Below are 16,632 nucleotides of genomic sequence, written 5' to 3'. Positions count from 1 at the left end.
TCCTCGAGAAAGTGCCTTGGCGTTAACCCTCAACCTGCGGCAGTGTGGTAGTGCTGCCGTGGGGGCAACACAATGGCCAAAGAAACACCTAAGGTCGATCCCGCCGACAGCCTGATCGTCAGCGAGGTTGGTCCGTGGGCATCTGAAAAGCATGCCCGCGTGCAACGGTACATTGAGATTTCCAGCGCAACTCGAAAGAAGTACGTGCCGCCGCCGTCATGGCACGCAGGAGCGACCTATATCGAATTGTTCTCAGGTCCCGGACGCTCACTGATCAGGGGCACTAAGACGATCATCGATGGAAGTCCGCTCGTTGCCTTCAAGGCGGCGCAGGCCAACGTGCCCTTCACGCAAATGCACCTCAACGATTTCGATGCCGGAAATTCGTCTGCTGTGGATGCGCGCGTCCGCGCGCTCGGTGGTGCTGCCACTTGCTACAACTACCCCGCCGATGTGGCCGTCGATAAGATAGTCGCGGCAGTGAACCCGAGCGGGCTGCATTTCGCCTTCTTAGACCCCTACAATCTCGAAGGCTTGTCGTTTGACATCATCCGGAAGCTCTCGAAGCTGAAGGTCGATATGTTGATCCACGTCAGCGTGCAGGACCTTCAGCGCAACCTTGATGACTACAGCAAACCCGGCGGCGTGTTCGACACCTTTGCGCCCGGCTGGAAGGCCCACGTTAGCGCCAACCAAGCCATAAATTCGTTCAGGGCAGCCCTGATGAAATACTGGATGGACGAAATTCGAAAGCTCGGCACGATGCCAGCAAAAGGTGTGGAGCTTATCGTCGGCTCCAAAGGACAGCGGCTCTATTGGCTTGTGTTCGTCAGCGCTCACGATCTTGGACAGAAGCTGTGGGAAGCGATCCGTGATCCCATGCGACAAACAACGATGGACATCTGATGGCTGACACCTCAATCGAGTGGACCGACGCGACGTGGAACCCAGTCGCTGGCTGCACCGTCATCTCGCCCGGCTGCACCAACTGCTATGCGATGCGGATGGCCTCGCGGCTCGACGCGATGGGCATGAAGAAATATCGCGGGCTAACGCGCAAGAGTGGCAAGCGCGCGGTCTGGACCGGCAGGGTCAGGCTTGATCACGACGCGCTCGGCATACCGGCAGGCTGGAAGAAGCCGCGCCGAATTTTCGTGAACTCGATGTCGGACCTGTTTCACGAAGCCGTGCCAGCCGAGTTCGTCGCCGCCGTCTGGCGCGCGATGCAGGCGACACCGCAGCACACCTATCAGATTTTGACGAAGCGACCGGATCGGATGGCGCAGATCACCGCATCGCTACTAGTGCTGCCGAACGTGTGGCTCGGCACCAGCGTCGAGAGCGCGGACTATCTCGGACGCATTGACGATCTGCGCAAGGTCGATGCTGCCGTCAGGTTCGTCTCGTTCGAGCCGTTGATCGGGTCCGTTGCTCGCGCCAATCTGAAGGGCATACATTGGGCCATCGTCGGCGGAGAGAGCGGCCCGCGCTCGCGAACGATGGCTGAGGAATGGGTCGCGGAGATTGAAGCAGCATGTCGCAAGGCAGGCACCGCCTTCTTCTTCAAGCAGTGGGGCGGCGTTCGCAAGAAGACCACCGGCAGGCACTATCGCGGGCGCACGTTCGATGAGATGCCGCGCGCCGTGGCGATGTCCTGATCCGCGAGGGGCAGATCGATGATGTCGAGATTATTCCCGAGTGCCTTTTTGCTGCCGGTCATCCTCGTTGGCCTAAGTGCCTGCGGGGAGAAAGAGGTGGCGTCAAAACGTTCTTCCGAAGCCGAAAACCAGATAAAAGCAGACGCTGACCTGATGCGCGACATAAATCGCGCCAGCGCAGAACTCGAACGACGCCTCACCGATGCAGTTCGCGCGGAGAACGGTGTGGTCATCATCCACGATCCGATCATGGGAAAATTCTTTTCGTTTGTACTTTCACCGAACAGCCCGTGGGTTCTGTCCTGCGGCGCGGGACTATCGGTTGTGTTCGGCACGTCGGTGAGCGGCCATGAAGGCAGTGCAGGCAATGACGTGGAAATAAGGCTTGCCTACAGCACTGTTGACGAGAAGGACTGTGCCGTTTTGGGGCCAAGACTTGGCAAGCGTCTCAATACCATCTTCCGAGAAGCTGCTTCCGCTCAATGATCCTACGCGAACAGGTCCGCACCGGCTTGCGTCATACGCGGGCCTGCTGTGACGGCAGCCGCTCGCCGCGCGCCCACATGGCGTACTTCCGCGCGGTCCAGTCGCGCTGATCGCGCCACGCCTGATAGTCGGCCTCCGTCCGCTTCGCCGAAAACTTCCGCCACGCCACGTCGAAGTCGGCGCGCGCTTGGTCAAAGGTCATCGCGGTGCCGCCGGTCTGTTCGCCGGGTTTCGAGCCGGGATAGAAGCCGCATAGCCATTGCCATTGCTCGGCGGCTCCGGGATTGCCGACGCACTTTGCGATGCTGCCGACATGCACATCACCGAAATAGATGTGCCAGCAGTGGGCGCGTTCTGGGTATCGGCGACGGGTGAGCATTGGCATCGCCCATTGAAGCGCGGCAGGACCGCCATCGGCAAGCCGCTACGGCTTGCGGCTCATAGCGCGCCGGGCACAACGGGGCGGTCAATCAGCATTATGGACGGCGGCGATGACAGGGCCGAAAACAATGTTGAACAATGATTTTCCCGTGAAAATCAGTGTTTTACTGCGAGCGGTTTCTCTGGCTGAAGCTGGAGGCTCGGATGCGTTCGTCCGGGCTTTCAACCCGGAGCAAGCCACATGCGAACAAAGCCCTTCACCGTCCTCCAGCCGGTCCCCGGCCAGAGCCCGAAGCCGCTGTTCACCGTCTACGCCTATTCGCTCGATCAGGCTCGCGCCCTCGTCGCGGCAAAGGTCGCGGGCAAGACCATAGTCATCGCCGTCAGGCAAGACGGAGCGGCCCGATGATCCCCGACACCAAGAACGGCCTTCCCGCGATGGCGTGCGTCTCAGCCATTCAGAAGTCGATCAGGCGCGGCCTTGAGCGCGAGGCGATGGAGTTCGCGGTCGAGCTGATGCACACCTCGAAAGCGTTTCACTCGATGGTTTGCAATCGCCTCGAAGTCATTTGCCATGAAGACCTCGACACGCTGGCTGCACCGTGGGTCGTGCCGTTCGTCGCGACAGCGCTGGCGCAATCGAGGGACCGCTACAGCAAGAGTATTGGCGAAGCCCGGCTGATGGTCGGCAACTGCATCAGGATCATGTGCCGGTCGCCGAAGTCCCGCGCGGGCTGCCACTTCGCCGCCGCCATCGGGCTGCGGTCGATGCTCGAAGGGTTCGCGCCGCAGGTGCCTGATTGGGCGTTCGATCAGCACACGCTCCAAGGCCGCAAGCTTGGTCGCGGTCTCGACCACTTCCGCAGCGAGGGCGCGAAGCTGATGCCGCCGCCGACAGAGCCGGACCCCTATGAGGACGAAGCCTATCGGCTGTGGGGGAGCAAGCAGCGGAGCAAATGACGGGCGGCCAGTCTCGACCCGGACCCAACCCGTGTGTGCGGTACAAGATGCCCAGTGTTGGATGGAACCGACGTCGTGAGCCAACGTGCCCGCGCTGAACGGTTTGATACGAATGTGATCCGACTGCTGCGACTGAGCGTTAGAGGAGTTTTGAAGGACCACAACTACAAGGTCGGTCAATGTCGGACCCTGCTCATCATGACACCGCCATTCAGTATTTGGCTTGGGCTGTCGAAGAGATTGAAAAAACAGGTAACGAAGAAGCCGCTCGCCACGCTCGGGCTGCGTTGAAATGCTTGAAGAAGGCTCGACCGTCGCGACCATCAGAGCGGCAGAGCGACACGCGACCAAAGGACATCAGCTCGACAAGGGAACCGATATACGATGGCACGAACTCATCCGGCCAGCATGACTGACGGGCCGCTGATCGCTTGTGGCCCTTTCGGACCTTGGCAGACATTGGCCGAAAGCCTGCTTCACCTGCGGGCAGCAAGCATTTCCAGTTTGATGTCCGTTTCTGCTTCTGCCTTGGAGCGGCGCATTTGTGTACCGGATTGCACAAAATTTAGGGCGGTGTGATGATTTGCAAATATATTCATACGACGCGGTCGCGCGGTCCCCGCACAAACTCGCGCCCTCCACAGGACCCTGATGGCGATGAAGGGGCACGCCTACCGTCGGCATCGCCCCGCCTCTGGATAGATATTCCCACTCGCCGGAGGGCCTGTGACGCTCTAGAGTTAAAGAACGCGGGACACCTTTCCAATGAGGTCGTATGCGGCGACGCGAGTTCATCACACTTCTGAGCGGAGCGGTAGCGTGGCCGATCATGGCGAGAGCGCAGCAACTCGGGGTGCCGCTCCCGCGCGTTGTCCAACTCTCACCGGCTGACAATCCGTCACAAGCTGATGGAACCCGCAGATTGTTGCGCGAACTCGGCTATGTCGAAGGGCGCAATATTCAAATTGAGTTTCGAAACGCCGGAGGAAAAGCTGATGCACTCCTGACGATGGCGGAAGAGGTGGTGCGTGAGGGCGGTGTAGACGCCATTATTGCGGTTAGTACGCCAGCTGCGCTGGCCGCCTACAGGGCAACTCAGACCATTCCGATTGTCGCCCTCGTCGCCGTTGATCCGGTCGGGTCGGGGCTGGCGGAGAGCCTTGCTCATCCCGGTCGCAACGTAACCGGCATCGCGGTTTTTTCTGAGGAAACTACTATCAAGCGCGTCGAGCTGATGCGGGAGGTTTTGCCTCGCGCGGTTCGTCTTGGGACGGTGACCACAAAGCTTACTAATGGCCCACAGAGCCTTGCACCAGTTCTGGAAACCGGCCGCAAGCTCGGTTTTACGGTTCAACCAATCCACCTTGATGACCCCGCCAATCTTGCAACGGACTTAAGTACGGAAGTTCTGTCCGGGTTTGATGCATTTGTGTTTGTCCCAGATGCAATAGTCAGCGCTCACATGGCTGAAGTCATCAGGTTGATAGGCTTGGGCGGCAAGCCTGCGATTTTTCCTTCACCCGACTGGGTTGCCAATGGCGGCTTTATGTCTTTTGGGCCCGATTTTGCAGATGCTTCGCGTCACTTGATCTCGCAGCTTGATCGCGTTCTGAAAGGCAAGAAGCCAAACGACTTACCCTTCGAACGTCCCACCAAGTTCGATCTCAGGATCAACCTCCGCATTGCAAAAGCTTTGGGTATCGATCTATCTCCAATGGTCCTCGCCCGCGCGGACCAAGTAATCGAATGAACGAAGCGAAACTTTCGTTGTTTGGCCACCAGCCCGGATGTCCGCTTCTGGGCGTAGTGCAGACATCGCAAGCGCTCGCGCGCATCACCATCGTCGGCGCGAGCGCGACAGCATCACCACGCGGACAGGCTCGGCCTCATGCCATCGCGTCAGCGCCACGCGACCGCGCCAGCATCATGACGACAGCGGCGGCAGCGCCAGCATCACCGCGTCACCATCGCCAGCACTCGCCGACCGGGGCGATCCCACAGTTCTGTGGGATACGCTCGCAGCAGGCAGGCAGGCGCGACCGGCCGGGACATCGGCGGTTCGGGCTCCGGCCCCGCACCATCACCGCGCGTCATCGTCACCACGGCAGGCGACGGGACGGCAGCACGACACGATAGCGGACGGCAGGCGCGCGACCGTCGCGACGGCGGCAGGCATCAGCGCGACCGGCGACGATCCTATCGAATGGAGTTCCGCTTGGCACAAACTGCACATCGCCGCGCGTTGATCTGGATCAAGATATGCCGAAATCGCATATTCCCGGTTTCGCTTCTGCCGATAGACTTCGCTCGGGTGAGCTGGGGGCGGAGCGGTGGACGCGAAGAGTTTCCGCGAGAACTACGAGGAGTGTCGAGCTGAGGCGGCCAAGGCTACGAACCCGTCGAGCAAGGCGCAGTGGCTGTTGTTCGCGGAAGAATGGTTGAAGCTGGCCGAAGCCGCCGAAGCCCAACAGCGCCTTGATGCGGCTACCGCTAAAGACGTTCCAGCCAAATAAGGGTGCTGGTTGAGCGCCACCGTACAGCGGAGGCCCTACAGCGAGGACAGGACTGGCGGCAGCATCGAGCGCGCCAGCGCGAAAGATAAGCGACAGGGGCGAGGATCGATTAGGAGCGCCGTCCAGCGGCCCGCCAGCGCAGGGCCACAGGACAGCGGGCGATCAGCGCCAGCAGCACAGGCCGCCACGCGCCGCGATCCGCCGGGCCATCGGCTGAAGCCCAGCGTAAAGGGCTCGAATTCTCGCCGGGACGCGGCAGGACACCCGCAAAAGCCGCCGTCCACAACTTGTTCATATGGCAGAGCCTTTTAGCATACCGCGCCTGTCCCGAACGTGAACGCTCTATTATGGTCGCCTGCGTAATCGGTGGAGCTTCGGATTTTTCTCGTCCTTCTGCTAACGGCCATTGGCTCTGCTACGGCTTCCGCTGCATCCGTCGAAGAAGCGAAGGCTGCATACAGTCGCAAGGAGTACCCGCTTGCGATGCGGCTGTGGCGAGAACTTGCCGATCAAGGGAACCCTCTCGCGCTATTTGCGGTGGCTATGCTTTATCAAAACGGTCTGGGCGTTGCGAAGGACGAGGCGGAAGCTGTTCGGTGGTACTTGCAAGCTGCGCAACAGGGGAACGAAGGCGCGCAGGAGGCCCTCTATGAAGCTTACACGCAAGGAAGGGGTGTTCCTGTTGACTACGCAGAGGCTGAAAAATGGATACGGCCGCTTGCGGAAAAGGGATATGGTTTGCCGCAATTATTTTTGGCCAGTTTGTGTTTGAGGAAACAAAACCTGATCGAAAGCTACAAGTGGCTCACGTTGTCAAAACGAGGAAACTTGCCGTCCGACTTGGCAACTAAGGGATTGGAAAATCTTCGTACAAAAATGAGTAAAGCCGACGTTGTTGAAGCCGAGCGGTTGGCGAGCGAGTGGCGACCGCAGCCGAAACAGCCTTAGGGATGGTTTTCAGGGACTTTTTCGCTGACAAGGATATCAGCCACAAGCTCAGGGCGAGTTCGCTCCACGCGGCAGGCATCGGAGCGGCGCGCCGGAGGGCCACCCAGCGGCCTTCCCCGGAGCGCTCAGGGGCCTTATAAAAGGTACACAGTTAAGGACACAAGCCGAAACGCCCGCCTTCTATCGTCTTCAAAAGATTAGACATTTTTCGATACCCCAACACCCCCTTCTCCCACAAGGGGAGAAGGAAGATCACCCACCGAACACATACGACGCCATCGCGACATTCGCGACCTCGTCGACGAAGACGCGCTTGCCCGCGTCGCTGCCGGCGGCGCCGGCGGCCACCATCAGCGGCAGCAGATGATCTTCGCGCGGATGGGCCAGGCGCGCACTCGGTGCGTTCTCCCAGTCAACCAGCATCGCGTTGCGGCGCGCCGCGTCCGGATTGCTGATCGCCTCGTTCAGATAGGCCTCGAAATCATACGAGACCGGCTTCGACTCCGCGCGGCCGAATCCGCGCATGTTGTGATAGGTGAGCCCGCTGCCGACGATCAGAATGTCTTCGTCCCGCAGCGAGGCAATCGCCTGCCCGACCTTGATGTGCTCGGCCGGATCGTAACTCGATCTCAGCGACAACAGCACGATCGGCATGTCGGCGTTCGGATACATCAGCCCGAGCGGCACGAAGGTGCCGTGATCGAAACCCTGGTTGGGATCCTCCCGGCAATCGACGCCCGCGCGCGTGAGCAGCGCCTTCACCTCCGCGGCGAGCTCGGGCCGGCCCGGCGCCGGATATTTGAGGTGATAGGTGTGCTCGGGAAAACCGTGATAGTCGTACACCATCGGCGGATGCGCCGAGGTGGACACGGTGAAGGCGTCAGCCTCCCAATGTCCTGTGATGACGAGGACGGCCTTGGGCTTCTCCGGCAAGAGCTGCGGCAGCCGGCCGAACGCCTCGGCGGTCTTCGCATATTGCACCCGCCTGTCCTCCATGAACGGCCAGGGACCGCCGCCATGGGACAGGAAGAAGGTCGGAAATCGCACCATGGGCTCAGACTCGTCATTGGCAACATGCGCGTGCGAGCTGCCCGCGCGATCGGTCGCGAGCATAGGCAAACCCGTATGGTTAGCAAGACGTTAACGATTTTCCGCCCAAAATCCCGGGCGTGGCCGAAGGAGTCGGCCAGCAGCCAGGGACGTGAAATGAAGAAGTTTGCGTTGGGGGACGTCGTCAACAGTGACAAGGGCCGTCGCGGCGTCGTTCGCGCAGCCTACAGGTCGAAGGAAGGCCAGCAGTTCTACGCCGTCGAGAAAGACGGCGCGATGGATTATCTGGAGGAAGACCGGCTGAGCCCGGCGCCGCGCGTCGAACTCGCGGCTTAAGTCCAACTCATCCTGCCCTAACGCCCGAACCGGTCCAGGCGCTCCGACCAGGGGTCGTCTCCGCTCGCGATGCGATCGTTCGTGATCAGCAGCAGGCGATCGCTGTCTGCGGCCGCATCCCAATGCGGCAGGTCCGCACCGTTGGGATCGCCGCTCTTGGCGAAATTGATCCAGTAGGCGCGCATGCGATTTGCGACCTCGCGATCGCCTCGTGACAAGATGCCTGCACCGGGCACACCTTCGACGCCGAAGATGAACTGCAATTCCCGCCCATGACCGCCTTCGGGATTTGCGCGCCGTGCCTCCGGCACATAGGCGAAGCGATAGCGAAAGGTCGGCGTACCGCTGGCGGCATGCAGCCGCGCCAGCAATCTCACCGGCTCGGCGAAGACCCTGTCGGTGTAGAATCTTGCCGCGCGGGCGGAAGGTCTGGCGAGGTCGGGATAGAGCCTGCGCAGTTCATCGCTGGTGGTGCCTGACGACGCCAGCTCTTCCCGGATATCAAGTTCGCTATCGAAACCCGTCTCGTCGTCGTTCGAGCCGATGATCAGAGGAATGCGGCTCTCATGTCCGGCCGCGAAGCCTGCGGCGACGTCCTCGCTCACCAGACTTCCGTCGATCGTCGGCGCGAAGCTCCTCGGCGATTTTTCCAGGAGATGTTTTTCGATGGCAAGCAGAGCTCGCGGCTCGGCTGTGCGCAGATCGGCCTGTCGCCCCAGCGCCGCCACGAATTGCCGGCCCACAATCTCGGCCTCTTGTGCCGAACGCAGGCGCGCACGACCGGGGATCGATTGCAGAATGGCTTTCTGAAAGAGCGCGCGCGCTTGCGCCGACAGCATCAGCAGCGCGATCGAGGTCGCGCCTGCACCACTGCCAAACAGAGTGACATTGTTCGGATCGCCGCCGAAGGCAGCGATGTTGTCGTGCACCCAATGCAGCGCCGCGATCTGGTCCATCAGGCCGTAATTGCCGGAGCCGCCTTCCGACAGCGCGGGATCGGCGAGCCAGCCGAACGCGCCGAGGCGAAAATTCACGGTCACCACGATGAGCCCGGCCTGCGCAAGCCTGGCACCGTCGAACAGCGGATCGTTCGCGGTGCCGCTGACGAAAGCGCCGTCGTGGATGAACAGCATCACCGGCAGCGGCCCATCTACCCCGAACGGACGGAACACGTTCAGTGTAAGGCAATCCTCGCTCGATCCCGGCAGCGAGGGCTGAAGACACGGCGCGCCATAGGCATAGGCGGTGCGCATCTCCGAACTCTCGGGCGCAGCCTGCGGCGGACGCCAGCGCAGCGGCCCGATCGGTGCGGCCGCATAGGCCAGCCCCTTGAACGAGGCTACTTCGCCTTCGACGGCGCCAAGCATCTGCCCTTCACGCGTCAGCGCAAATGGAAACTGCCCAACCGGCTGGGCCACGGCCGAGCCGGCGCAACAGAGGACGAGAGACGTCGCAAACAGCGCGAACACGGACCGCATCTTCGGAGCATCTCGATGCGCGGAAGGATTTAGGCAGGTTATGTCCGTGGCCCGCTGCGAGGCAAGCGCCGCGGTCGCGCCTAGCTCCCCTTGGCGACAAGCTCCGCCAGTGCGTGCCGTGCGATGATGCCGAGTTCACCGAGCGTGGTGTGACCGGACCGCGCCGCCTCGATCAGCCGCTGGGCGATGAACCTGCGGCTGTCGTGATCGCCGCCGTGCGGCAGTTGGCGGCACGTCTCCTCCAGGACGACGTCCATGTTCGCTTTGGTCCGCTCACTCAACTCTGTCATGACGCCCGTCGGCACGCGTGGCAAAACAAGAGCATACACAGATGGATCGACCCTGATTAGCCCGGGAAATCACGGCTCTTGTGCATCGCGATGCGTGTGCTGCCGCAACATTCACGCGGCCATGATGACGCCGCAAATGGCTACCGAAGATTGCACATGGCGTGATGACAAGCCGAACCTGCAGCGATAGCCTGCCGGCAAAACAAAACACACGGGAGGAAATGCCATGCCTGATGCAATGGTTGCTGCGCGTGCCTCTGACGCGGGGCGCGGAACCAGCCAGCAGGTCGACGTTGCCGTGGTCGGCGCCGGATTTGCCGGCCTCTACCTTCTCCACCGGCTGCGCAAGGCCGGCCTGACGGCGGTCGGCCTGGAAGAAGCCGGCGACGTCGGCGGCACCTGGTACTGGAACCGATATCCCGGCGCGCGCTGCGATATCCAGACCATCGACTACAGCTACACCTTCGATCCGGATCTCGAAACCGCCTGGACCTGGTCGGAGAAATACGCGACCCAGCCCGAGATCCTGCGCTATCTCGGCTTCGTCGCCGACCGTTACGATCTCAGGCGTGACATCCGCTTCAAGACCAAGGTCACGGAAGCGAAATGGGACGAGGCGACCGAACGCTGGCAGCTCACCACCGACAATGGCGCGCCGGTCTCCTGCCGCCATTACATCATGGCCACCGGCTGCCTCTCGGCGCCGAAGCCGCCGGAGATCGACGGCGTCAAGGACTTCAAGGGCGAGGTCTATTTCACCGGACGCTGGCCGCATGACGGCGTCGATCTCGCCGGCAAGCGCGTCGCGGTGATCGGCACGGGATCGTCGGCCATTCAGTCGATCCCGCTGATCGCCGAGCAGGCCGCACACCTGACCGTGTTCCAGCGCACGCCGAATTTCGCATTGCCGGCGCATAACGGCCCTGCGCCTTCCGATCGCATGAGCCTGCTGCAAGGCGATCGCGCGGCCTATCGCGAGCAGGCGCGCCAGTCGATGGCCGGCGTGCCCTATCCGCAGCAGACGGTCGTGAGCTGGCAATTAAGCGATGCCGAGCGTCGTGAGCGGTTCGAACGTGCCTGGGCGGCCGGCGACCTCGTCCACATCCTGACCCAGCTCTGGGCCGACCAGGCGGTCGACATCGACGGCAACAAGATCATCCAGGACCTGATCCGCGAGAAGATCCGCGCCGCCGTCAAAGACCCCGAGACCGCCGCGGCGCTGATGCCGGACGATCATCCCTTCGGCGCCAAACGCCCCTGCCTCGATACCAACTATTACGCGACCTACAACCGGCCGAACGTCACGCTGGTCAATCTGCGCCAGGAGCCGATCAAGGCGATCACCGCAAGTGGGATCACCACGGCCAAGCGCAGCATCGACGTCGATGTGATCGTGTTCGCGACCGGGTTCGACGCCATGACCGGCGCGATCCGCGCCGTGCATCCGATCAGCGGACGTGGCGGCAAGTCGCTCACCGATGTCTGGGCGCAGGGGCCGCAGACCTATCTCGGGCTTACGGTCGAGGGCTTTCCGAACTTCTTCATGATCACAGGGCCCGGCAGCCCGTCGGTGCTGTCGAACATGGCGGTGTCAATCGAGCAGCATGTCGACTGGGTCGTCGATCGGCTCAAGGCGTTGCGCGACGCCGGGTTCACCACGATCGAGCCGACCGAGACGGCGCAGGCCGGCTGGAACAGGCACATGGCCGATTGCTCGATGGTGACGCTGCACCGGCTCGCCAACACCTGGTACACGGGCGCCAACGTGCCCGGCAAGGTGCAGGGCTTGATGCCCTATACCGGCGGCGTCGGTCCCTATCGCAGCATCTGCGACGAGGTGGTCAGCCGCGGCATGCTCGGCTTCAAGCTGACCGGCCCCGATGTCGCCGCGCAATGCAATGACGGCGAGGTGGTGCGGCTGCAGCCGGACGTGCGGCTGGTGCTGAACCTGCTGGCGTCGCTCAACCTGCCGCCGATCGAGTCGATGGGCGCGCAAGGCGCCTGCGCCTTCGTCAATGAGTTCAACAAGGGCCGTCCCGCCGGACGGCCGATCGGCGACATCGTCGACGGCACCCTGCCTGGCGCCGACGGTCCCCTGCCATATCGGGTCTACAAGCCGGCAACATCAGGGCCGCATCCGGTCGTGGTCTATTTCCACGGCGGCGGCTGGGTGCTCGGCGACGAGCAGTCGGACGATCCGTTCTGCCGCGACATGGTGCGGCGGACCGGCATGATGCTCGTCAGCGTCGGCTATCGTCATGCGCCCGAGCATCGTTTCCCGGCCGCAGCCGAGGACGGCTATGCGGCGACGCGCTGGATTGCCGAGCACGCCGCCGAGCTCGGCGGCAGGCCGGGCCCGGTGCTGGTCGCGGGCTGGAGCGCCGGCGGCAACATCGCCGCCGTCACCTGCCAGCTTGCGCGCGATCGCGGCGGGCCGGATATTGCGGGCCAGCTCCTGATCTGTCCGGTCACCGACTGCACCTTCGACCGTCCCTCCTACAACGACAATGCGACCGGCTATTTCCTGACCCGCTCGCTGATGTACTGGTTCTGGGACCTCTATTGCTCGCCGACCGACCGCACCGATCCGCGCGTCTCGCCGCTCCGCGGCAAGGTCGCAGGCCTGCCGCCGGCCTTCATCGTCACCTGCGAATTCGATCCCCTGCGCGACGAAGGCATCGCCTATGCCGAGGCGATGGCGGCCGCCGGCGTCCCGGTCGAGCAGCTGAGGGCGCGCGGCCATTTCCATTCGTCCTTCACGATGGTGGACGTGATCATCACCGGCGCGCCGGGCCGGGTGCAGATGGCCGAGGCCTTGCGGCGCTTCGCCGGGTTGCCACCGGAGGTCAGCCGCGGCGACGATCACAGCCAGGTTCGTACCAGCCCGGGGCACAGGATCGCGGCGGCCGCGAGCTGAAAGCGAATATTGGCGGGAACTATTTCCCGATCATCGCGTTTGGTGCTGTGGCATTGAGATGCAGTATTGGGTGTAGGCCCCGGCACGCAGGCTTGTGTGCCGGGGTTCTTTTTGCGTGAGGCGGAACGATGGGGGACGTGGTTGAGGATTCAAAGGTCGATTTTGGTGTCCTGGCGGTGCTGCATAAATGGCCATCGCTTGCGAACCAGCGGCGATCGGACAGGGCGTCCTACCAGGTGATCGAGGGCACGCTCGACGAATGCATCTCGGCGTTCATGGCGAAGCCGGCGGCGACCAGGCATCTCTATGAGATCCGCACGATCGCGCAGCCGCCGCTGGTGACGGACATCCTCTCGCCCGAGCACATCACCGAGCTGGCGCGGCTGCGCGAATTTCTCTGATCTTCGCAGAAAGCACCGGCTGAGCGCAGGAACCTTCTTCCGGTTTTTCCCGTTGATGGGGATCGGAAGCGAAGGCGTGAGTGCCTCACATGCTTGAAGCCGGCGTACCAGCCCCGGTCGTGCCCTATGGCGCAGACCAGACCCTGTTCGTGGTGATCGACCGCCTCGACAAGGCGACTGAAATCCGTGTCGAGCGAAGCGATCTCGACACCACGATTGGCGAGCTCGTCGCGGGCTGCTTCAACGACCCCGTCAAGGTCATCTCGTTCAACACGCTCGAGCACTGGATGAAGGACATCTCGACCGATGTCGCCGGCGAGATTCGGGCACGCTGCGACATCGATGGCGTGACGCTACCCGACTATCTCAGCGACTTCGTCGAGAGCCACAGCTGAGCGCGCATGGTGTGATGAGATCAGGCGCGCCGGTACTTGCCGGCGATGACCTCGATTTCGCGGCGGCGTTCGCCCGCGAAGGTCAGGAGCTTTTCGATCGTCAATGTATCCGTGATCCGTTTGGCCAGCCGCTCGGCGCGTGTAGCCTGATCTTCGAGATACTGGATCGTGTTCAAACGTCGCCTCCCAAGAGCTCCGATCTGGAGTCCCGAATTGTTCGGGTAACCATCGTGCGCTGGAGGCGGCTAACAGCCGGTTAAGCACAGCGTTTCGGATCGATGCAGCTGCAAATTATTGCACCACGTCGAGCCGGACATTGGTGACACCCTTGTCGACCATGCCGAGCGCCTCGGCCGCGGAGGGAGAGATGTCGACCACGCGTCCGCGAACATACGGCCCGCGATCGTTGATCCTGACGGTCACGAAGCGACCGGACGAAACGTCCGTGACGCGCAGCTTTGTGCCGAACGGCAGGCTGGGATGGGCCGCGGTCAATTCGTTCTTGTCGAACCTCTCGCCGCTCGCCGTCTCCGTATCCGAATAGAAGCTGGCGACACCATGCGAGACGCTTTGCTTTGCGCCGTCGGGGACGCGCGCCCGGCTGATCGGACGCGGATGCAGCGCCGCCACCCTGTGCGGTCGTTCGACAGCGGCTTGGCGGTGGGTGCCGAGATCGGCCTTCTGGCGGCCGACCGGCGATTGCGCACACGCCGCAAGCGACGCCGCGCCGATGATGGCGAGCAGTACCCGGCACAGGGTTGCCGGCGAAATCCGGGCATTTTCGGCACGTGCAAAGCAAGACATGATGCGCCCTCCGAACGTCCCTGAGTTTCGGTGGGCAATGAGGGCAGAACCTTGTCGGAACGAAAGCGCGCCTGAGGCCGCAGTCGTTTCGGCTTTAGCTGTGACGATTCCACCACACTGGCTTGTCCTGAATCGAGACAGATTCTCTCGCGAGCACCTCTCTTACTCCCTCTCCCCCGTTCTTGCGGGGAGAGGGAGTGGTGAGGAGCCGCCTCCGCGAGTCCGGCGTGAATGTAAGCGTCAGTACTGCGGCTCGTACATCTGGGACTGCACCAGTCCCTTCACATCATTGGGCGCAGGTCCGTCCGCGAGCCCGCGCTGAAAAGCGACATCGGCGACGGCGGCGGCGATACGGACCGAGACCTCGCGGATGCGCGGCAGCGCCGGGTAGAGGCCGCCCTGCGCGAGATCGTCCTTGCCGACGCAATCGGCGAGCGTATGGGCGGCCGCCATGAACATCTCGTCCGTCACCAGCCGCGAGCGGCTGGCGATAACGCCGAGGCCGACGCCCGGGAAGATGTAGGAGTTGTTGCCCTGGCGCGGCACGAAGGTGCGGCCATTGAGCTTGACCGGGTCATACGGGCTGCCGCAGGCAAACAGCGCGCGGCCCTCGGTGTAGCGGTAGGCGTCCTCCGCCGAACATTCGGCCTTCGAGGTCGGATTGGAAAGCGCGAACACGATCGGCTGTTCGTTGAGCTCGGCCATCGCCTTGAGCACGTCGGGCGTAAAGGCGCCGCCGACCGCGGCAACACCGATGATCGCCGTCGGCTTCAGCGTCCTGATCGCGGTAAGGAAGTCGGCGATCGGCGCCTGGTCGGCATGGGCATAACGAAGCTTGTGGCCGGACAGGCCTTCACGGCCGCCGACGACGAGGCCGCGGGAATCCACCAGCCAGTTGCGGCGGAGCGCTTCCGCCTCGGAGGCGCCCTCCGCCATCATGGCGGACGTCACGAGATCGGCGATGCCGGTCGCGGCCTCGCCCGCGCCGAGGAACAGGATGCGCTGATCCCTGAGCTTGCCGCCGTTGACGCGCAGGGCCGAAAAGAGGCCGGCGAGCGCGACCGCAGCCGTACCCTGGATGTCGTCGTTGAAGACGCAGGCCTCGTCGCGATATTTGTGCAGCAGCTTGAACGCCGAATGATTGGCGAAATCTTCGAACTGGATCAGCACACCCGGAAAGGTCTTTCGCGCGGCGACCATGAACTCGTCGACGAAGCTGTCATAGGCCTCGCCGGTGAGCCGCCGCTCGCGCAAGCCGAGATAATAAGGGTCTTTCAGGAGCTCTTCGTTGTTGGTCCCGACGTCGAGCACGATCGGCAGGCACGTTTCGGGATGCACGCCGGCGCAGGCCGAGTAGAGCGAGAGTTTTCCGACCGGAATACCCATGCCGTTGGCGCCGAGATCTCCGAGGCCGAGGATGCGCTCGCCATCGGTGACGACGATCAGCTTGGCCGGATAGGGCCAGTTCTTCAGGATCTCGGCGATCTGGCCGCGATCGCGCGAGGAGATGAACATGCCGCGTGGACGCTGGAAGATAAGGCCGTATTTCTGGCAGGCGAGCCCGACCGTCGGGGTGTAGATGATCGGCTGGATCTCGTCGATATTGTCGACGACGACGCGGAAGAACAGCGCCTCGTTGCGGTCATGCAAGGCATTCAGCGCGACATATTTTTCGAGATCGGTCGGCAGCGTGCGCAGATTTACGAGCACCCGCTCGACCTGGGTCTCCATCGTCAGAACGCACGGCGGCAGCAGGCCGCGCAGGCCGAGATTGTCGCGCTCCTGCGCGGTGAAGGCGGTGCCCTTGTTGAGCAGGGGATCGCGCAGCAGCGCCATGCCGTGCACGGAATCGGACGATGTCGAATGGGCGCTGACCCGAGCAGGTCTATTCACGAATTCCCCCAGGGAGTTTCTTATTGAAGGGCGGGCATTGTCGGCCAGCGCTCACCTGAGATCAAGGACGCAGAAAACTGCGGCAAGGATTGTGATCCCGCACCGCAGCGAGGTTTTGGTGA

The 16,632-nt window shown here is 62.6% G+C and carries 20 protein-coding genes; 13 read left to right on the top strand and 7 right to left on the bottom strand.

The window, feature by feature from the left end:
• The first annotated feature begins 72 nt into the window (after positions 1–72).
• The 3 genes from tcmP to GWG67_RS32155 are packed head-to-tail and all read left to right on the top strand — an operon-like array spanning position 73 to position 2,144.
• Positions 73–906, top strand: coding sequence for a three-Cys-motif partner protein TcmP (gene tcmP, locus GWG67_RS32165; RefSeq protein ID WP_275173536.1), 834 nt, complete (start codon positions 73–75; stop codon positions 904–906).
• Positions 906–1,658, top strand: coding sequence for a DUF5131 family protein (locus GWG67_RS32160; RefSeq protein ID WP_275173535.1), 753 nt, complete (start codon positions 906–908; stop codon positions 1,656–1,658). Before tcmP ends, GWG67_RS32160 begins: the two co-directional genes overlap by 1 nt.
• Positions 1,659–1,676: 18 nt before the next feature.
• Positions 1,677–2,144 carry a hypothetical protein gene (locus tag GWG67_RS32155; RefSeq protein WP_275173534.1) on the top strand — a complete coding sequence of 156 codons (468 nt, stop codon included), beginning with the start codon at positions 1,677–1,679 and terminating at the stop codon, positions 2,142–2,144.
• A gap of 31 nt (positions 2,145–2,175) precedes the next feature.
• Here GWG67_RS32155 and GWG67_RS32150 read toward each other — a convergent pair whose 3' ends face one another.
• Positions 2,176–2,523, bottom strand: a complete 348-nt coding sequence (locus GWG67_RS32150) for a hypothetical protein (RefSeq protein ID WP_275173533.1) — start codon at positions 2,521–2,523, stop codon at positions 2,176–2,178.
• 243 nt (positions 2,524–2,766) lie between these two features.
• On the opposite strand from GWG67_RS32150, the gene GWG67_RS32145 reads away from it, so the two are divergent.
• The 6 genes from GWG67_RS32145 (at position 2,767) to GWG67_RS32120 (ending at position 6,946) form a co-directional block, all read left to right on the top strand.
• The gene (locus tag GWG67_RS32145; protein ID WP_275173532.1) at positions 2,767–2,934 is read left to right on the top strand and encodes a hypothetical protein; all 168 of its coding nucleotides are present in this window, start codon (positions 2,767–2,769) and stop codon (positions 2,932–2,934) included.
• Positions 2,931–3,485, top strand: a complete 555-nt coding sequence (locus tag GWG67_RS32140) for a hypothetical protein (protein ID WP_275173531.1) — start codon at positions 2,931–2,933, stop codon at positions 3,483–3,485. Before GWG67_RS32145 ends, GWG67_RS32140 begins: the two co-directional genes overlap by 4 nt.
• A gap of 75 nt (positions 3,486–3,560) precedes the next feature.
• Positions 3,561–3,776, top strand: a complete 216-nt coding sequence (locus GWG67_RS32135; RefSeq protein ID WP_275173530.1) for a hypothetical protein — start codon at positions 3,561–3,563, stop codon at positions 3,774–3,776.
• Between the two features lie 484 nt (positions 3,777–4,260).
• Entirely contained in the window at positions 4,261–5,235 is a 975-nt protein-coding gene (locus GWG67_RS32130; protein ID WP_342761071.1) for an ABC transporter substrate-binding protein, read from the top strand.
• Between the two features lie 580 nt (positions 5,236–5,815).
• A complete protein-coding gene (locus tag GWG67_RS32125) occupies positions 5,816–5,998 on the top strand; it encodes a hypothetical protein (RefSeq protein ID WP_275173529.1) in 183 nt (60 codons plus the stop codon).
• A 483-nt stretch (positions 5,999–6,481) separates the two neighbouring features.
• On the top strand, positions 6,482–6,946 hold the full coding sequence (locus GWG67_RS32120) for a tetratricopeptide repeat protein (protein ID WP_275173528.1): 465 nt from the start codon (positions 6,482–6,484) through the stop codon (positions 6,944–6,946).
• 252 nt (positions 6,947–7,198) lie between these two features.
• On the opposite strand, the gene GWG67_RS32115 is transcribed toward GWG67_RS32120, so the two are convergent.
• A complete protein-coding gene (locus tag GWG67_RS32115) occupies positions 7,199–7,996 on the bottom strand; it encodes a class III extradiol ring-cleavage dioxygenase (protein WP_275173527.1) in 798 nt (265 codons plus the stop codon).
• A gap of 156 nt (positions 7,997–8,152) precedes the next feature.
• Between GWG67_RS32115 and GWG67_RS32110 the strand changes: the two genes are divergently transcribed.
• Complete coding sequence (locus tag GWG67_RS32110) at positions 8,153–8,332, top strand: hypothetical protein (RefSeq protein WP_027519499.1); 180 nt, start codon at positions 8,153–8,155, stop codon at positions 8,330–8,332.
• 17 nt (positions 8,333–8,349) lie between these two features.
• Here GWG67_RS32110 and GWG67_RS32105 read toward each other — a convergent pair whose 3' ends face one another.
• Both GWG67_RS32105 and GWG67_RS32100 read right to left on the bottom strand, forming a co-directional pair.
• Positions 8,350–9,810, bottom strand: coding sequence for a carboxylesterase/lipase family protein (locus tag GWG67_RS32105; RefSeq protein WP_275173526.1), 1,461 nt, complete (start codon positions 9,808–9,810; stop codon positions 8,350–8,352).
• An 80-nt stretch (positions 9,811–9,890) separates the two neighbouring features.
• Complete coding sequence (locus GWG67_RS32100; RefSeq protein WP_275173525.1) at positions 9,891–10,100, bottom strand: hypothetical protein; 210 nt, start codon at positions 10,098–10,100, stop codon at positions 9,891–9,893.
• A gap of 226 nt (positions 10,101–10,326) precedes the next feature.
• Here GWG67_RS32100 and GWG67_RS32095 point away from each other — a divergent pair, with 226 nt between their 5' ends.
• From GWG67_RS32095 to GWG67_RS32085, 3 genes are all read left to right on the top strand, one after another.
• A complete protein-coding gene (locus GWG67_RS32095) occupies positions 10,327–13,017 on the top strand; it encodes an alpha/beta hydrolase fold domain-containing protein (protein WP_275173524.1) in 2,691 nt (896 codons plus the stop codon).
• A 128-nt stretch (positions 13,018–13,145) separates the two neighbouring features.
• Positions 13,146–13,418, top strand: a complete 273-nt coding sequence (locus GWG67_RS32090) for a hypothetical protein (RefSeq protein WP_106946928.1) — start codon at positions 13,146–13,148, stop codon at positions 13,416–13,418.
• Positions 13,419–13,507: 89 nt separating this feature from the next.
• Positions 13,508–13,813, top strand: coding sequence for a hypothetical protein (locus GWG67_RS32085; protein ID WP_275173523.1), 306 nt, complete (start codon positions 13,508–13,510; stop codon positions 13,811–13,813).
• A gap of 20 nt (positions 13,814–13,833) precedes the next feature.
• Here GWG67_RS32085 and GWG67_RS32080 read toward each other — a convergent pair whose 3' ends face one another.
• From GWG67_RS32080 to GWG67_RS32070, 3 genes are all read right to left on the bottom strand, one after another.
• A complete protein-coding gene (locus tag GWG67_RS32080) occupies positions 13,834–13,989 on the bottom strand; it encodes a hypothetical protein (RefSeq protein ID WP_167358282.1) in 156 nt (51 codons plus the stop codon).
• 115 nt (positions 13,990–14,104) lie between these two features.
• A complete protein-coding gene (locus GWG67_RS32075; RefSeq protein ID WP_275173522.1) occupies positions 14,105–14,617 on the bottom strand; it encodes a septal ring lytic transglycosylase RlpA family protein in 513 nt (170 codons plus the stop codon).
• Between the two features lie 240 nt (positions 14,618–14,857).
• Entirely contained in the window at positions 14,858–16,510 is a 1,653-nt protein-coding gene (locus GWG67_RS32070) for an NAD-dependent malic enzyme (protein WP_275173521.1), read from the bottom strand.
• Between the last annotated feature and the right edge of the window lie 122 nt (positions 16,511–16,632).

The sequence above is a fragment of the Bradyrhizobium sp. CSS354 genome (assembly GCF_029051725.1).
Taxonomy (GTDB): Bacteria; Pseudomonadota; Alphaproteobacteria; order Rhizobiales; family Xanthobacteraceae; genus Bradyrhizobium.
Note: the sequence above shows the minus strand (reverse complement) of the source record. Positions and strands in the feature narration are given on the sequence as shown.

What these genes read in the sequence shown, in the direction of transcription:
- tcmP (WP_275173536.1), top strand. Translation starts at nt 73, where the DNA reads ATGGCCAAAGAAACACCTAAGGTCGATCCCGCCGACAGCCTGATCGTC.
- GWG67_RS32160 (WP_275173535.1), top strand. Translation starts at nt 906, where the DNA reads ATGGCTGACACCTCAATCGAGTGGACCGACGCGACGTGGAACCCAGTC.
- GWG67_RS32155 (WP_275173534.1), top strand. Translation starts at nt 1,677, where the DNA reads ATGATGTCGAGATTATTCCCGAGTGCCTTTTTGCTGCCGGTCATCCTC.
- GWG67_RS32150 (WP_275173533.1), bottom strand. Translation starts at nt 2,523, where the DNA reads ATGCTCACCCGTCGCCGATACCCAGAACGCGCCCACTGCTGGCACATC.
- GWG67_RS32145 (WP_275173532.1), top strand. Translation starts at nt 2,767, where the DNA reads ATGCGAACAAAGCCCTTCACCGTCCTCCAGCCGGTCCCCGGCCAGAGC.
- GWG67_RS32140 (WP_275173531.1), top strand. Translation starts at nt 2,931, where the DNA reads ATGATCCCCGACACCAAGAACGGCCTTCCCGCGATGGCGTGCGTCTCA.
- GWG67_RS32130 (WP_342761071.1), top strand. Translation starts at nt 4,261, where the DNA reads ATGCGGCGACGCGAGTTCATCACACTTCTGAGCGGAGCGGTAGCGTGG.
- GWG67_RS32120 (WP_275173528.1), top strand. Translation starts at nt 6,482, where the DNA reads ATGCGGCTGTGGCGAGAACTTGCCGATCAAGGGAACCCTCTCGCGCTA.
- GWG67_RS32115 (WP_275173527.1), bottom strand. Translation starts at nt 7,996, where the DNA reads ATGGTGCGATTTCCGACCTTCTTCCTGTCCCATGGCGGCGGTCCCTGG.
- GWG67_RS32110 (WP_027519499.1), top strand. Translation starts at nt 8,153, where the DNA reads ATGAAGAAGTTTGCGTTGGGGGACGTCGTCAACAGTGACAAGGGCCGT.
- GWG67_RS32105 (WP_275173526.1), bottom strand. Translation starts at nt 9,810, where the DNA reads ATGCGGTCCGTGTTCGCGCTGTTTGCGACGTCTCTCGTCCTCTGTTGC.
- GWG67_RS32100 (WP_275173525.1), bottom strand. Translation starts at nt 10,100, where the DNA reads ATGACAGAGTTGAGTGAGCGGACCAAAGCGAACATGGACGTCGTCCTG.
- GWG67_RS32095 (WP_275173524.1), top strand. Translation starts at nt 10,327, where the DNA reads ATGCCTGATGCAATGGTTGCTGCGCGTGCCTCTGACGCGGGGCGCGGA.
- GWG67_RS32090 (WP_106946928.1), top strand. Translation starts at nt 13,146, where the DNA reads ATGGGGGACGTGGTTGAGGATTCAAAGGTCGATTTTGGTGTCCTGGCG.
- GWG67_RS32085 (WP_275173523.1), top strand. Translation starts at nt 13,508, where the DNA reads ATGCTTGAAGCCGGCGTACCAGCCCCGGTCGTGCCCTATGGCGCAGAC.
- GWG67_RS32075 (WP_275173522.1), bottom strand. Translation starts at nt 14,617, where the DNA reads ATGTCTTGCTTTGCACGTGCCGAAAATGCCCGGATTTCGCCGGCAACC.